This is a genomic window from Methanogenium sp. MK-MG, assembly GCF_009914725.1.
In the GTDB taxonomy this organism is placed as follows: domain Archaea; phylum Halobacteriota; class Methanomicrobia; order Methanomicrobiales; family Methanomicrobiaceae; genus Methanogenium.
Genome location: NZ_JAAAWJ010000011.1, coordinates 30461 through 45761 on the forward strand (window position 1 = coordinate 30461; position 15301 = coordinate 45761).

Annotated in this window: 14 protein-coding genes; 9 read left to right on the plus strand and 5 right to left on the minus strand. The window is 55.5% G+C overall.

Annotated features, from left to right (window positions below):
- Positions 1 to 143: 143 nt before the first annotated feature.
- Together MKMG_RS03105 and MKMG_RS03110 are read right to left on the minus strand one after the other, a co-directional pair.
- Positions 144 to 1556 carry a COG1361 S-layer family protein gene (locus tag MKMG_RS03105; RefSeq protein ID WP_165075456.1) on the minus strand — a complete coding sequence of 471 codons (1413 nt, stop codon included), beginning with the start codon at positions 1554 to 1556 and terminating at the stop codon, positions 144 to 146.
- The gene (locus MKMG_RS03110) at positions 1490 to 2788 is read right to left on the minus strand and encodes a COG1361 S-layer family protein (RefSeq protein WP_165075458.1); all 1299 of its coding nucleotides are present in this window, start codon (positions 2786 to 2788) and stop codon (positions 1490 to 1492) included. Before MKMG_RS03110 ends, MKMG_RS03105 begins: the two co-directional genes overlap by 67 nt.
- Positions 2789 to 3088: 300 nt before the next feature.
- Between MKMG_RS03110 and MKMG_RS03115 the strand changes: the two genes are divergently transcribed.
- Entirely contained in the window at positions 3089 to 5299 is a 2211-nt protein-coding gene (locus tag MKMG_RS03115; RefSeq protein WP_254059067.1) for an RND family transporter, read from the plus strand.
- A gap of 23 nt (positions 5300 to 5322) precedes the next feature.
- Here MKMG_RS03115 and MKMG_RS03120 read toward each other — a convergent pair whose 3' ends face one another.
- The 3 genes from MKMG_RS03120 to MKMG_RS03130 are packed head-to-tail and all read right to left on the minus strand — an operon-like array spanning position 5323 to position 7638.
- Positions 5323 to 6363 carry an HD domain-containing protein gene (locus tag MKMG_RS03120; RefSeq protein WP_165075461.1) on the minus strand — a complete coding sequence of 347 codons (1041 nt, stop codon included), beginning with the start codon at positions 6361 to 6363 and terminating at the stop codon, positions 5323 to 5325.
- Between the two features lie 29 nt (positions 6364 to 6392).
- Entirely contained in the window at positions 6393 to 7115 is a 723-nt protein-coding gene (locus MKMG_RS03125) for a glycosyltransferase (protein WP_165075463.1), read from the minus strand.
- 7 nt (positions 7116 to 7122) lie between these two features.
- Complete coding sequence (locus MKMG_RS03130) at positions 7123 to 7638, minus strand: DJ-1/PfpI family protein (RefSeq protein WP_165075466.1); 516 nt, start codon at positions 7636 to 7638, stop codon at positions 7123 to 7125.
- Between the two features lie 97 nt (positions 7639 to 7735).
- Between MKMG_RS03130 and MKMG_RS03135 the strand changes: the two genes are divergently transcribed.
- From MKMG_RS03135 to MKMG_RS03170, 8 genes are all read left to right on the plus strand, one after another.
- Positions 7736 to 8152, plus strand: a complete 417-nt coding sequence (locus tag MKMG_RS03135) for a PaaI family thioesterase (RefSeq protein ID WP_165075468.1) — start codon at positions 7736 to 7738, stop codon at positions 8150 to 8152.
- A gap of 129 nt (positions 8153 to 8281) precedes the next feature.
- Positions 8282 to 8728, plus strand: coding sequence for an NfeD family protein (locus MKMG_RS03140; protein ID WP_165075471.1), 447 nt, complete (start codon positions 8282 to 8284; stop codon positions 8726 to 8728).
- A gap of 4 nt (positions 8729 to 8732) precedes the next feature.
- Positions 8733 to 9842, plus strand: a complete 1110-nt coding sequence (locus tag MKMG_RS03145) for an SPFH domain-containing protein (RefSeq protein WP_165075474.1) — start codon at positions 8733 to 8735, stop codon at positions 9840 to 9842.
- A 221-nt stretch (positions 9843 to 10063) separates the two neighbouring features.
- Positions 10064 to 11650, plus strand: coding sequence for a CTP synthase (locus tag MKMG_RS03150; RefSeq protein WP_256366057.1), 1587 nt, complete (start codon positions 10064 to 10066; stop codon positions 11648 to 11650).
- 6 nt (positions 11651 to 11656) lie between these two features.
- Positions 11657 to 12574: a glutamine-hydrolyzing GMP synthase gene (guaA, locus tag MKMG_RS03155; protein ID WP_165075479.1), complete on the plus strand. Its 918-nt coding sequence runs from the start codon at positions 11657 to 11659 to the stop codon at positions 12572 to 12574.
- A gap of 28 nt (positions 12575 to 12602) precedes the next feature.
- Entirely contained in the window at positions 12603 to 13736 is a 1134-nt protein-coding gene (locus tag MKMG_RS03160) for an aspartate aminotransferase family protein (protein ID WP_165075481.1), read from the plus strand.
- The gene (locus MKMG_RS03165; RefSeq protein WP_165075484.1) at positions 13717 to 14781 is read left to right on the plus strand and encodes a histidinol-phosphate transaminase; all 1065 of its coding nucleotides are present in this window, start codon (positions 13717 to 13719) and stop codon (positions 14779 to 14781) included. The genes MKMG_RS03160 and MKMG_RS03165 overlap by 20 nt, the downstream gene beginning before the upstream one ends.
- Entirely contained in the window at positions 14778 to 15290 is a 513-nt protein-coding gene (locus MKMG_RS03170; RefSeq protein WP_165075487.1) for an adenylate kinase family protein, read from the plus strand. The genes MKMG_RS03165 and MKMG_RS03170 overlap by 4 nt, the downstream gene beginning before the upstream one ends.
- Positions 15291 to 15301 lie beyond the last annotated feature (11 nt).

Here is a 15301-nt window from a genome sequence, read left to right on the forward strand (position 1 = left end):
GGAGATATAATTTATGCGTTATTTTGACGCAGATACCAGAATTACTCCCTAAATGACGGGAATCGGAATCCGTAGCTGCATCATTCATCCTCCACATAATGATCCCCCTCTCCACCGCCGCACATGATTCAAAAGCCCCGACCTTACCGGTTCTTCCGCCTGCCGGCATACAGATAGTATACCGCAAGCAGCACTATCCCCGCAATCACCGCAAGGGAGACCGGGTTCACCAGTGCGTCTCTGATTGGATTACCGGCCGTCCCGTCCACCTGCAGCACAATCTGGTCAGAGAGAATCAGGGTATCCCGTGCATCCCGGTATTTAATCTCAGCATTCAGGCCGTATGGCACTTCAAGCGACCCCGATGCCAGCGTAATCGTAAAATCGGCTGTCTTTGTCTCGTTTGGTGCCATGTCGCCGAGAATAGCCGTATCCACCGGTGCAGTCAGTGGTTTGCCCGGCACAATCCGTGCCCGTGCATCATACGCCGGTGCGTCACCCGTATTTCTGAATGTCACCCGGACGGCCTTCGTCTCACCGGGTACGATTTTGATGGGGCCTGAAACGATGGCAAAGGATGCCCCCTCACCGACAGGTATACCAATCCTCTCAGATACCGACTGCTGCGGCTCACCGTATTCATCGGTGTAGAGAATCACCACTTCCTCCGGGTAGGTGCCTGCACCGACCGCGTCATTCACATAGGCAGAAAAGGTGACATCCGTCACTGCACCCGGGGCCAGATCACCGATGTAAACCCCGCTGTCCACCAGCCGGAAGACACCGGATATACCGCTCAGTTCAGCAGCAGAGGCAGTGCCTTTCGCATACCCGACATTCTTCAGGGAGACAATGATACTTCCAATCTGACCGGGATTGAGGTTCTCTGCCCTGAGGGAGAGAATTTCCGGCTTCACTTCCCCTTTAATCCGCACCGGCACATCCAGACTGACGGTCTTCTCCTCATAGGTATACTCCCACTGCCCGGAGGGGAGCATGTGCTGGGCCGCCGCATAGTGATAATTCGTGCTGACGATGAGCGTATACATCCCCGCGGAGGCATTCTCATCCACATGGGCATACACCGTAAACGAACGGCTCACTCCTGCCGGAATATCACCGATGAGATACGGTTCAGAGTGAACAGAGACGGGCGCTCCCGCAGCATCAAGCCCGGCAATTGTGCCCAGTGCAGTGGTCGGGTTAATGGAGAAGGGAGTATATTCCAGACCCAGCAGGACGTCATTGTCCACCCCCTGATTCTCGACGACGAAGTCCAGCCGGATATCACTACCGGGAGAAAACTCATTTGTCCCCTGAAGCGTCGCATAGAGTGAGGGTTCACTCCGGAGAAACCCCTCGCCAGCACCACAGACCGGGCCAAAGAGTGCACAGAGCAGAAGACCTGCGAGGATACAGCACAGAACAGCCCGCCTGATTTCCTTGTTTGTCCTGCCCGCCACGGAAGGGGACAGGAGACGCTCATGCCTCACGGTTCCTGCCTTCCGTTCTGCTGTTTCCTGCGGTACATACAGAACCCGCCGCCTGCGACGCACAGCACACCAATGACCGCAATGATGCAGGTCACAGTGTTGTCGGCCGGCCGGACATCGACGATGACCTTCACGGTGTCAGAGACATAATTGTTGTTCAGGGCGTCATTGTAGCGTATCTCAGAGTCCAGTGAATATGTCTTGATGGTCGCATCCTTATTCACCAGGATCCGGTAGACAGCCTCCGCCGACTCTCCGGGTTTCAGGTCACCGAGATAGACATTGGAATCACTGCTGGAGAAGGGGTCGACGACACTGATTCTGCCCTGTGCCTGGTATGCGGTGGCAGCACCCGTATTCTGATAGGTCACATGAACCAGATTCTCTTTGCCAACGATTGCCACCGCAGGGTCACTCACCGCAGCAAAGCTTATTTTGCCCAGGAAATCCACACCGATGAGCACCGGACTGGTCATGGCATCCTGCCCCTCATAGTCCTTGTAGAGACCAAAGACCGTCAGCGGGTAGTGCTGGGTCTCATCCGCATCCTCTGATACCGATACCTTCACCCGCGGAGTGATTATCTCCCCTGCGGCGAAGTCTCCGACATATATATTACCCTCAACGGGGGTGAGCGGGCCTTTTCCACCCGGTTCAATATAAAGGGCAAAATGAGCGGCGTCATCGCTTCCCGTGTTTTTAACGCTCATCGTGACATAGCCCTCGCCCCCGGCATTGAGAGCAGAGGACTGCACATCAGTAATCTCAAGGATGACAGACGGTGTCACGACAACCGTCACCGGAATGTCTTCTGTGACCGTCTTGAAATGATAGGTGATGGCATTCATCCCTGACTGATCATACGACTGCATAAACTCATACTCCACCCGGGCCGTCATCTCATAGGTGCCGGAGGCGGCATCTGCCGGGATGTGAATATCAAAGGTGGGCCGCTCCACAATCCCTGACGGAAGAATGCCAAGCACCTGCGTGTCAGACTTCACCTTTAGAGGAGCATCCCCCGGCAGAAGGCTCACCTTCACCGACCGTGCCGTATTGGGCAGGTAATCAGGAGTCAGATAGTCTAACTGGACCAGTTTCATATCAATCAGCCCCCTGTTTTCAACGAGAAGGGGCAGTTGTGCATCCTCGTCGGGACTGAACTGATTGCTCCCGGATACCGAGACTGATATGACAGGTCCTTCGGTGAAGAATTTTTCTCCCGCAAGGCCGGGCGATACTGCCAGTGTCAGGATCAGAAGACAGGCAGTCACAAAGAGATATATTGATTTCATAGATACACCAGCGTTTACCGGAACAATTCATTTTGTCAGAACAAAATGGTAATTCCGGCACTAACATTATCATACGTTTTCTTTAAACATCTTTACATCAGCGAAGCCGGATTCAGAGGATTCTTTTAAGGACAAATCAGGATCATACTATAAATCAGGGTTACCGGACAGATACCTCCCTGACACAGGATTTCAGGAAGTATCCGCCGGGAACACACGGGACGGTGCACAACCATCACAATCAGCATTCCTTCAGTATACAGCAGCCTTGCAGGGGCCATACACCGGCATCACATACCTGTGCTTGCAGTCATGGTCATCCTCTTTGCTGCAGGACTCTTTGCCGCAACCGGCATTCAGTTCGAGTCATCATCTGACCAGTACCTGGACAAATCAACCCCCGCGGGGATACGCTATGACCAGTACAATGAACAGTTTGTCTCTGACACCTACATCCTGCTCATCCAGACGGCGGACCCGGCAGACCATACACTGCTACAGGACCTTTTGATACTGGAAGAGGAGATAAAACGCCTCGAATATGTGACAGAGACAAACTCGCTCGCAGATGTCCTGAAAAAAGTTAATGGCGGTATGATGCCGCAGAATCCCGAAGTAACAAAAGATATCATATCTCTGCTGCCCGCTGAACTGAGAGACACCTTCATCCCCGACAGCCAGACGGGGCTGCTGTATGTCTCAATCAAACAGGGCATATCAACAGATATATCGCAGACCATTCTCCCCAATCTGGAGACACTCACCAGTGAAGCAGACCTGCCGCCCGGCACCGTCATCGATGTGACCGGGGCAACACCCTACAATGTTGAACTGCAAAATGACATGGTCCTGTCAGGAGTGGTCCTCATCGTGGGTGCGCTCATATTGATGGCAATTGTGCTCTTCATCCTCTTCTCCAATATGCGGCACTGGTTCCTCCCGCTCATCCTTCTCTCATTCGGTCTGGTCTATACCTTCGCCATGCTGAGCATGCTGGGAGTGAAAATAAATAACGGCGCCATTGCATCGTTTCCCATTCTTCTCGGGCTGGGCATTGACTATGCCGTCCAGTTTCACGCACGCTTTGATGAGGAACGGCGGGAAGGGGCCACGATGGAGACGGCCACGCGGAATACCCTGAAAAATACCGGGCCTGCCGTTCTGCTTGCCATGCTTGCGACCTCGATGGGTTTTATCGCCATGTTCATCTCACCGGTGCCGATGATCAAGACGTTTGCCATCGTCTCCATCATCGGGGTCACCTGCTGTTACCTGACCGCACTCTTTGGGTTTCCCGCCCTTGCAGCACTCATCGGGTATATACCGAAATCAGGAAAACCGACACTGATGATGCGGATAATGAACCGCTATACCCATTTTCTGGAGGGGCTTGTCGCACGCGTCTCCGCCGCCGCTGTCCCTGTTCTCATCGTTGCAGCGGTCATTGCTGTTGCAGGCATATCGCTTGACCCCGGAATTCCCATCGACACCGACACCAAATCCATGGCACCGGCAGACCTTCCGGCACAGATTGCCCTTGACAAGGTGCAGGATGTACGGGGTTCGGTGACCCCGTTCCCCCTCTATATCCGCGGAGATGACCTGAAAAGCATTGATGCCATACAATGGATTGACACATTCAGCACCCGGGCCGTCTCTGACCATGACGAAATAACCAAGGCAGACAGTATCGCTGCACTCGTACGCAAAGAGAACAATGGTCTGATACCTGACGATCAGGGGACACTGAATGCAGTCCTTGCAAAAATCCCTGAAGCAAAGAAAGACCCCTACCTGAACGGCGACACAGAAGCGGTCATATCATTTACCACGCTTATCCTCACCATCGATGAACAGAACGAATTAAAAAAGCAGGTAATGGCAGACGTGATCTGGTCTGAACCGCCGCCCCACATCGAAGTATACCCCACCGGGGACTTTGACCTCTACACCAACCTGATGGACATGATTGCATCCAGCAAAGAGGCGATGACAAATCTCGGGTTTGTTTTGATATTCCTCTTTTTAATCCTTGCCTACCGGAGAATATATGCCATCACACCGGTGGTTCCCATCATCTGCATCGTCGGCTGGAATGCCATCGCCATGATCCTGATAGGCCTGCATTACAACCCGATCAGCGCCTGTCTGGGATCAATGACCATCGGGGTGGCAGCAGAGTATACCATTCTTGTCATGGAACGGTTCACCGAGGAGAAGGAACTGGCTGATGACCCGTCAGATGCCATCAGGACGTCGGTGCAGAAGATCGGTTCTGCGGTGACCGTCTCCGGCCTGGTGACGGCAGGCGGATTTTCGGCACTCATGCTCTCGGTCTTCCCGATCGTCTCCAGTTTCGGCATGTCAACCGTGATTGCGGTGTTATTCTCCCTGGTAGGCGCAATCGTGATCATGCCCGCTGTGCTTACCCTGATGGTAGATGCAGAAAAACGGCTCAAAAAAAGGAAGACAGACGGCCATCCCGGCAGCTCTTCAGGCAACCGGGGATAACCGAAATATAATATTATAGAGTGCTAAAACCACTGGGAAAGGTCTGACTTCCCATCCTCTTTTGCGCCGGGTGCAGGGGCATGCATCTCCGGCATGGCCGGTGGTGCAGGATAACGGTAGACCGGTCCCTTCAATCTCGAACCGAACCGCCCCTCCCCCGGATTGGTATCCTCCACATCCGAGGCCACCTCATGGAGGAGGGCACTCGTGTTGTCAGCCTGGTGGACAGCCCACGCCTCCACGGTCTGGGGTTTCGGGTCGCTGTATATGCCATGGTGGGTCTGGACGATATGGAGCAGGTGGCTTAAGTCCTGCCCGTCCACCGCCGTCTCTTCTGCCACCTGTTCAATGATGGAGATGCCCGGACTGATATGGCCGAGAAGGGAATAGGCAGGAAGCTGAGAGAAGGAGAAGCCCTGCTCTGCAAAACATACTGCCTTTCCCACGTCATGAAGTAAGGCTCCCGCCACCGCGACATCCCGGTCGGCAGAGATTCCCTCCGCACCTGCAAGGAAGGCATCGGTGTAGCGCACCACCTCCAGCGTGTGTTCGGCAAGCCCCCCGCGATATGCATGGTGCTTGGCCCGTGCGGCGGGGACCAGGAAGAAGGCGTCATGCGCCGCGAAGACCCGCTCCACCAGCTCACGCAGTCCCGGACGAATGATACCGGCCGCCGTTTGGAGAAGCTCTTCACGGTTTTTGGTGCAGTCGGCGGGTGAGAAGACAAAGTCACCGGGGTCAAGCAGGGCATGGTCTGCAGAACCACTAATGAGATGATCGATGCCATCGTTCACGTTCATCTGCAGTTCGCTGTTGTAGACCTGGGCTTTCCCGGCGACCCGGTGAACCATCCCTTCCCGGATGGCAGCATAGGCTTCTTTCACCAGGGCGTTGAGTCCGTTTTTCCCCCATACCTTGCATGCCATCGTGCCTGTCGCATCACTGATGGTGCAGGTGATATACTGCCCCTTGCTCCCTTCCCTGATCTCAGCATTGCTGATGACAAAGAGGGCATCAACCGCATCCCTGTCTGCGATTGACTGAATGGTATCCTTCTTCTCCATAATATCTGAATATCTCCGTGTATCTGATCTCAGTATCTGTCTTCGTTACTCTGTGGCCGGTGCCCGAACCGTATCTTCATGAGCCCTTTCAGCATGGCAAGACCGGTCGTGCTGCCGACCCGTGAATCCGGCTGGTCCTCCCAGTGGATGGGCACTTCCTCTACCACAAATCCCTGCCGTTTCATCTGCCACAGGAGTTCAACGTCAAACTCAAATCCCCGTGACTGCACAGACGAGAGGACCGCCTGCACGACTGTTGTCCGGAATACCTTCGCCCCGCACTGGGTGTCGTGATACGGCAGTCCAAAGAAGAGCCGGACAAAGAGGTTGAAGAGCCGGCTCTGCACCTGCCGCCCCGCACTCTGCCGGACCGGCACACAGGCCCCTGCTATCCAGCGTGACCCGATGGCCCCGTCTGCATCAGTGAGGGCTGCAAAGAGCCGCCTCATCTCCGGGACTGTCGTCGAGTTGTCGGCATCCATAAACCCGGCATACGGGGTTTCTGCATGCATCAGACCGGCTGCCACCCCACCGCCCTTGCCCAAGCGCTCTTCGTATTCCCGGCACTTGAGCCGGCACGACGGGTGCGCTTGTGAAAATGCAGAAACAACACCTGCGGTATCATCATCGCCGTCACAGACGACGATGACCGGCCCCCGGTATGCTGCAAGCCCGTCCAGTAATCCCCCAATCCGGCCCGCTTCATTGTAGGCCGGAATGACGATGGTGCAGTCCTCTTCACTGACCGTCATATGCCGTTCAGCAGGAGAGGGCAGCGATTACTTCTTCTGCAAATGCAGCAGCAGCAAGCGGGCCGTTGGCAGTGATTATAGTGCCGTCCACCACCACCGGGATGTCGGTGAAGTTCGCACCCTTATCGGCAAACGCCTTCTCAGAGAGACGGGTCTTAAAGACTGTTGCCTGCCGTCCCTCAAGTATACCTGCATAGGCGAGGACAACCGGTGCAAGGCAGATGGCGGCCACCACTTTTCCGTCAGCATACATCGTTTTGACAAGGGCCCGCAGGTCTCTGTCTGCCCAGAGGTACTCGGCAGCACCGGCGCCGCCAACGATCACAATACCGTCATAGAGAGATGAGTCCGTCTCTTTGATGGACTGTGTCACCTCAACCGTCTCCCCCAGCATGCCCATGCAGGACCCCGGCTGATCAGTGGCCACATCACAGGCAATGCCTGATTCAGCAAAGGCCTGTGCAGGGATCAAATATTCCTCATCCCTGTATTTTTCGTGTGCGATGACCATGAGCAGTTTCATACTGTTAGGTCGGCACCACAGGTTCATTAAGCCTGCGCAGGCAATGCGGACGAAAAAGCCCAATACATAAGGGGAAAGACCACAGACATACAGATGAATGAGTTATCTCGAAGAGATCTCCCTGAGAGGCCAGGATGCCAACCCCTTCTTCCGGATGATGGGAATTGACATCATATCATACGCTGAGGGACAAGCGGTTCTCTCCATGGACGTCCGGCCCGATATGATGAACGGCGACGGATGGCTGCAGGGCGGTGTATATACCGCCCTTGCAGACGAAGCAATGGCCCTCGCCCTCTTCACCGTCCTGAAGGAGAACGAGATCACTGCAACCATCAGTGAAACAACGTCATTCTACCGGGGAGTGCAGGACGGCACCATTGTTGCAGAGGGCACGGTTATCCGGAAGGGCAGGAGAGTCGCCTTCACCAGAGGGGTGGTCAGGCGGCCGGGGGAAGACGGTGAATGCCTGGCCGAGTCCTCGGCATCCTTTGCTGTGATAGAACAGCGGTAATCCAACAATAGATTCCCATAGTATACCGGCACTACCCCCATCATCCCTAATATTTCAAAAACACCCCCGCCAAAAGGCATCACCTCAATTATCTTTATACGATCCTAACCTGCATTTAGCAGTGTAATAATGGAAATGTTAGCTCTTGGATGGATTCTGATCTCAATCGGAGTCATACTGCTCTTAGTTGAGGCCTTCAACCCGGGATTCTTCCTCGCAGTCCCCGGCACCACCCTTATCATCATCGGTGCCGTCTCACTGCTCTTCCCGGAGATCTTCAGTTCAAGCTGGATCATTCTGATAGGCATTGTGACCGCGCTTGTTGCGGCAGGCGGCAGTGTATGGCTGTATGCACGGATTACCCCGGACAAGGTGCCGTCCACGATCAGTAAGGACTCTCTTGCCGGGAAGACCGGCATTGTAACCAAAACCGTGGTGCAGGATACCATCAAAGGAAAGGTCGTCATCGATAATGTGGACTGGAGCGCCCGGTCTGCAGACGGCAGTATCGCTATTGGAAAAAAAATCCGCGTCGTGAAATCCGTCGGGGTGCACGTCGTCGTTGAGGAGATATAACAATATGGCATTAATTGACCTGGGAGAGACCTTCTTCACCATCATTCTCGTGCTCGCAATCATCCTCATCTTTGCAAAAGGTGTCGTGATTGTGCAGCCCTACCAACAGGCGCTGGAGATCAGGCTGGGCCAGTACAGGGGCCGGCTGAACCCGGGATTCCGGTGGGTGATTCCCTTCATCACGGATATCATCAAGATTGACCTGAGAACACAGGTGATGGACGTCCCACGTCAGGAGGTCATCACCAAGGATAACTCACCCACAAACGTGGACGCCATCGTCTACGTCCGGGTGGTTGACCCGGAGAAGTCCGCCTTTGAGGTAGCCAACTTCCGTATGGCCACCGTGGCCCTTGCCCAGACAAGTCTGCGTGGCATCATCGGTGACATGGAACTTGATGAGATACTCTATAACCGCGAACTCATCAACAACCGTCTGCGTGACATTCTCGACCGCGAGACCGACCAGTGGGGGGTAAAGGTCGAGCGGGTCGAGATCAAAGAGGTGGACCCGGTCGGTGCCGTCAAAAAGGCGATGACCGAACAGACGGCAGCAGAACGTGAACGCCGTGCTGCCATCCTGCGTGCGGATGGTGAGAAGCGCTCAGCGATTCTCTCCGCAGAAGGAAAACGCCAGTCCATGATCCTCGAAGCAGAGGGTGACCGCCAGAGCAAGATTCTCCGGGCAGAGGGTGACCGGAAATCCCGTATCCTGCAGTCCCAGGGTGAGGCACAGGGTCTGCGCATCCTCTCTCTCGGGTCGCGGGCGCTTGACAGGAAGGCCATCACGGTGCTCTCCCTTGATGCCCTCAAGCAGATGTCTGACGGGCAGGCAACGAAGATTATCTTCCCGTTCGAACTTTCAGGACTCATCAAACAGAGTGCAAAGTTCCTCGGTGAAGAGGCAGAACAGCTCATCGACGAGGACTGGAAGGATATTGAACTGGACGAATCCATCCTCGGAAAGTCCCCGGCAGAAGAGGGCATTGAGGATGCGACAGAGTATGTGAAAGAAATCGAGAAGAAGATTCAGACGCTGGAAGACCCGACCACCCCGGTGAATCTGGATGCGACCGTCGAACCGTCAAAACCCCCACGGACAGAACGGGAATAACTCTCTTTTTACACATTTTTTTCGTTTCCAAAGAGATGTCCGCCTGACACAGACCACTCACCGCGCTGACATATTTCCGGTTCACCGCCCTTCATCCGTAAGCTCCTCATACTACAAGACCAGCCCCGGGCAACCTCAATGATAAAGTGCGGTTACATTCAATAATATAGGCAAGGAGTAACAGTCGGCTCTATATGCTCCGGCCGGGAAGGGGAAATCAGGTGAAATATATTGTTGTAACTGGCGGTGTGATGAGTGGCCTTGGAAAAGGCATCACCACCGCATCAATTGGCCGTCTGCTAAAAAACCGCGGGTATGCAGTAACCGCGGTAAAAATTGACCCGTACCTGAATATTGATGCAGGTACGATGAACCCGGGCCAGCACGGGGAGGTATACGTCCTCTCAGACGGCGGCGAGGTCGACCTTGACCTTGGCAATTATGAGCGGTTCTTAGACATTGAACTCACGTCCGCCCATAACATCACCACCGGAAAGGTATACCGGGAAGTCATCGATAAGGAACGGCGCGGGGACTATCTGGGCGCAACGGTCCAGATCATCCCGCACATCACCGCCCAGATCAGGGAATCTATCGCAAATGCCGCAACACTACAGGTCACACCGGGTGAAGTCCCGGAGATCTGTCTGGTGGAGGTCGGCGGCACGGTCGGCGACATCGAGAGCATGCCGTTTCTGGAGGCGGTCCGTGAGATGCGCGCCGAACTCCCGAAAGAGGATATGGCCCTCGTCCATGTCACCCTGGTCCCCGCGGACAATATGGGTGACCACAAGACCAAACCAACCCAGCACTCGGTGAAGGCACTGCGGGAACTGGGCCTGCAGCCCGATGTCATTGTCGGCAGAAGTGACTGCATCATGAGCGCTTCCACAAAGAGGAAGATATCCGCATTCACGGATGTGGCAAGCAAGGCGGTGATCAGTGCGATCACGGCGCCTGACATATATCTGGTGCCGATGGAGATGGAAAAAGAAGGGCTTGCGGAAGTGATCACTGAACAACTCCACCTGAAGGTCAGGGAACCGGAGAACAGTTGGTATACCCTCATCAACCGGGAGAGTACCGCCCGTGTGACCATTGCCATCGTGAGCAAGTACGGCATTGAGGATGTCTATATATCCATCAAGGAGTCACTGAAACATGCCGGGTTTGCCCTTGCAACAGAGGTGGATATCCGGTGGCTGGATGCAGAGACATTCTCCTGTGATGAACTTGCCGATGTGGACGGCATTCTGGTGCCCGGCGGATTTGGCCAGCGGGGCATTGAGGGAAAAATCAGGGCGATTGAGTATGCCCGGACCCACGGGAAACCCTATCTCGGTCTCTGCCTCGGGTTCCAGCTCGCGGTCATCGAATTCGCCCGCAATGTGGCAGGCATCACTGACGCGACAAGCGAGGAGATGGGGCCCGGCAGCCATGTCATCGCCATTCTCCCGGAACAGGAAGAGGTGGAAGATCTGGGCGGCACCATGCGCCTCGGAAACTGCACCGCAGACCTCCGCAAAGGCACCCGGGTGCATGCACTCTATGACACCGACACCATCACCGAACGGCACCGACACCGCTATGAGGTGAACCCCGAATATATCGGACAGCTGGAGGATGCAGGACTCATCTTCTCCGGCACCTGCGGGCCGCGGATGGAGACCTGTGAACTTGATCAGGATGCGTTCTTCCTCGCGACCCAGTTCCACCCGGAGTTCAAATCAACCCCGACCCGCCCGTCACCCCCCTATGTCGGCTTTGTGCAGGCATGCCGTGAACAAAAAATACAGAATCAGGAGTAGGCAATCATGGTAAAAGCAGAGAAATTTATTGATGAAGCAATCGCGGATATCCGGCAGAAGGCAGGCGATGACTATGTCGTCATGGCACTCTCCGGCGGTGTGGACAGTTCAGTCTGTGCAGAACTTGCAAAAAGGGCGATAGGCGACCGCCTGATTCCCATCTACGTGGACACAGGTCTGATGCGAAAAGGTGAGAGCGAGCGGATTCGTGAACTCTTCAGTGACATCAGTCTGAAGATGGTTGATGCAGGCGATGAGTTCATCTCAGCCCTGAAAGGCGTTACAGACCCGGAAGAGAAGCGCAAAATAATCGGTGAGAAGTTCATCCGTGTCTTTGAGCGTGAGGCACGCGAGACTAAGGCTGCCTACCTGCTGCAGGGCACCATCTATCCTGACATCATCGAGAGTGAAGGCGGCATCAAAAGCCACCACAATGTCGGCGGCCTGCCTGTTGACATCAACTTCAAAGGCATCATCGAACCACTTATTGATCTCTACAAGGATGAGGTCAGAGAAGTGGCGGGTGCCCTTGATATGCCCACCGAGATCCAGCACCGGATGCCCTTCCCCGGGCCGGGCCTTGCCGTCCGCTGTGTGGGCGAGGTGACAGAGGAGAAGATTGCCGTGGTCCGCGAGGCAAACGCCATCGCCGAAGAGGAACTGGTCGAACAGTTCTCCCCGTGGCAGTGCCTTGCAGCAGTCATCGGTCTGGGGACCGGCGTGAAAGGGGACATCCGCCTCCACGGCTGGATTGTCGCTGTCCGTGCGGTATACTCACGTGATGCGATGACCGCTGAACCGGTCGAGGTCCCGTGGGAGAACCTGCACCGCATCGCATCGCGGATAACAGCAGAGATTCCGGGCGTCTCCCGTGTGGTCTATGATATCACCCCAAAACCCCCGGCAACGATCGAATACGAGTGAGATAAATAAAAAAGAGGAAGCGAAAAAAATGGTACAGGATGAATATCGGGATATATGTGAGACATACCTGATGCGCAACTTCAGCCGTGATCTGATGATCACGCGTGGGAAAGGAGCACGGGTATGGGACGATAAAGGGAATGAATACATCGACTGTGTGGCAGGCATTGCTGTCTGTTCCACCGGCCACTGTCACCCAAAGGTATCAGAGGCCATCTGCCGTCAGGCACATGAGCTTATTCATATATCAAACCTCTTCTACATTCCCGGACAGGCAGAACTCGCGAAACGGATTGTAGAGAAGGCAGGCATCAAAGGCGGACGCGTCTTCTTCTCCAATTCAGGTAGTGAAGCCGTTGAAGCAGCCGTTAAACTCGCCCGTGTCCGCACAGGGAAGAAACGGTTCATCGCATTTAAATCCGGTTTCCACGGCCGTACCTACGGCGCCCTCTCCCTGACACACAAGGAAGACTACCGACTCCCATTTACCCCCCTGCCGTATGAATGCGAATTCGTCGAATACGGCGACATCGAGGGCCTGAAGGCCGCGATGGACGAGACGATTGCCGCTGTGATACTTGAACCGGTGCAGGGCGAAGCAGGTGTCTTCCCCGCACCGGACGGGTTCCTGGAGGATGTCCGCAACGTATGCAACGAACATGACGCCCTCATGATCATCGATGAGGTGCAGACCGGATTCGGCCGGACCGGCAAATGGTTCGGCTTCCAGCACGCAGACATTGAGCCTGATATCATCACGATGGCAAAGGGCATCGCCTCAGGGTTCCCGATGGGCGCCATCGTCGCACGCGAGGGGCTGGAATTCCTTCCCGGCGAGCACGGCGGCACATTCAACGGCGGCCCGCTCGCCTGTGCCGCGGCACACGCCACCCTTGATGTCCTTGAGGAAGAAATCGACGACATTGAGCGCAAGGGTGAGCGCTTCCGTGACGGACTCGCCGCCTACAATCCCCGCCAGAGAGGTCTGATGATCGGCGTCACCCTCGGTGACCGCTGTGCACCGGTGAAGGATTACTGTGAGGAACACGGGGTGCTGGTCAACTGCACCAGCGGAAACCTCCGCCTCATCCCGCCGCTCGTCATCACAGACAAGGAGATTGACCAGGCGGTCAGGGTTATCAATGAAGCACTTGATTCGTAAGGAATTTCTGGAAAAAGGGTATGTCTTTGCGACACGGGCAGCAGAGACTGCCCTGGCTTCCGGCCACACCCGCCCGGCACGTCTGGCAAGCAACGAAAACCCGTATCCGCCGTCGCCGAAGGCAGTCAAAGCCGCAGCAGATGTCCTGCCCCACACCAACCGTTACCCGGACGAGACAAACAAGGAGTTCATCGACGCACTGAAGAAACGGCACGGCGACTACCGGTTTGTCGCGAGCGTCGGCATGGACGGTATCATTGATACCGTCATCCGCACCCTTGTTGCAGACGGTGACCGGGTGGCGGTGGCAACACCCACCTACTCCTACTACGGGCTTGCGGTTCAGGCACAGGGAGGAGTCACCGTATCCGTGCCACGGAAGGCTGACTTCTCCGTTGACCCGGCCACATTCTGCAGGGACGCGGCGGGGACAAAGCTTGCCTTCCTCTGCACCCCGAACAATCCGACGGGGACAACAGAGACCCCGGAGACGATCGCTGAGATATGCGAGAACTATGAAGGAGTGCTCTTCCTTGACTGTGCATATATCGAGTTTGACGGGACCGACTACCGCCCCCTGATGAGGAGATACTGGAACCTCATCATCGGCAGGACGATGTCCAAGGCCTATTCGCTTGCCGGTCTGCGGGTTGGATACGCCTTTGTGCCGGAATGGTATGGACCAGTTTACCAGCGGGCGGCCACCCCCTTCACCCTCAACATGGTCTCACAGGCAGCCGCCGCAGCGGCACTGAGAGACACCGTGCATGTGAAGAAGATCGTATCGGTCGTGCAGGAATGGCGGCAGCGGTTCATCGATGAATGCCCGTATCCTGTCGTGCCCGGCGGGGCAAACTTTGTGATGGTGGATGTCGCGCCCCAAAAAGCGGATGATGTGGTGACTGAACTTGCCAAGAAGGGCGTCATTGTCCGGTCCTGTGCCAGTTTCCCCGGCCTGCCGGACCACTATATCCGTGTCTCCATCGGTGAACCGTGGGAGAACGAAGCCTTCATTGCAGCAATAACCGACATATACCAGCCATGATGACTGCACTTACCGGGACACCCGGCACCGGAAAAACGACCATTGCAGAGCTCCTCACCGCCCGTGGTATGCAGGTGGTATACCAGAAGGAGACGATGGGGCCCTATATCCTTGAACATGACGCTGAGCGCGACACCGATATCATCGACGAGGAGGCATGGGTGGACGCCTTTGTGCCGGTGGAGGGCATCATCGAAGGCCACCTCACCCACCTTCTGCCGGCAGACCGGGTGGTGGTTTTGCGCTGCCGCCCGGATATCCTCGCCGCACGCCTGAGAGCACGCGGCTACGGGGAAGAGAAGGTGCAGGAGAATGCGGAGGCGGAAGCGCTGGACTGTATTTTTGTTGAGGCACTCGAGGTGCACCCGGAGACGCATATCATGGTGATTGACACAACAGAACAAAATCCTGAGGTGACCGCGGATGCAATAGAGGCATTTATCCGTGGTGACGCGCCACATCACCTCGCAGTAGCTGACTGGTCAGAATATTTAGGAAGACGTGTATGACAGTTGACAAC

What these genes read in the sequence shown, in the direction of transcription:
- MKMG_RS03110 (WP_165075458.1), bottom strand. Translation starts at nt 2,788, where the DNA reads ATGAAATCAATATATCTCTTTGTGACTGCCTGTCTTCTGATCCTGACA.
- MKMG_RS03125 (WP_165075463.1), bottom strand. Translation starts at nt 7,115, where the DNA reads ATGACGGTCAGTGAAGAGGACTGCACCATCGTCATTCCGGCCTACAAT.
- MKMG_RS03135 (WP_165075468.1), top strand. Translation starts at nt 7,736, where the DNA reads ATGAGTTATCTCGAAGAGATCTCCCTGAGAGGCCAGGATGCCAACCCC.
- guaA (WP_165075479.1), top strand. Translation starts at nt 11,657, where the DNA reads ATGGTAAAAGCAGAGAAATTTATTGATGAAGCAATCGCGGATATCCGG.
- MKMG_RS03170 (WP_165075487.1), top strand. Translation starts at nt 14,778, where the DNA reads ATGATGACTGCACTTACCGGGACACCCGGCACCGGAAAAACGACCATT.
- MKMG_RS03140 (WP_165075471.1), top strand. Translation starts at nt 8,282, where the DNA reads ATGGAAATGTTAGCTCTTGGATGGATTCTGATCTCAATCGGAGTCATA.
- MKMG_RS03160 (WP_165075481.1), top strand. Translation starts at nt 12,603, where the DNA reads ATGGTACAGGATGAATATCGGGATATATGTGAGACATACCTGATGCGC.
- MKMG_RS03165 (WP_165075484.1), top strand. Translation starts at nt 13,717, where the DNA reads ATGAAGCACTTGATTCGTAAGGAATTTCTGGAAAAAGGGTATGTCTTT.
- MKMG_RS03120 (WP_165075461.1), bottom strand. Translation starts at nt 6,363, where the DNA reads ATGGAGAAGAAGGATACCATTCAGTCAATCGCAGACAGGGATGCGGTT.
- MKMG_RS03145 (WP_165075474.1), top strand. Translation starts at nt 8,733, where the DNA reads ATGGCATTAATTGACCTGGGAGAGACCTTCTTCACCATCATTCTCGTG.
- MKMG_RS03130 (WP_165075466.1), bottom strand. Translation starts at nt 7,638, where the DNA reads ATGAAACTGCTCATGGTCATCGCACACGAAAAATACAGGGATGAGGAA.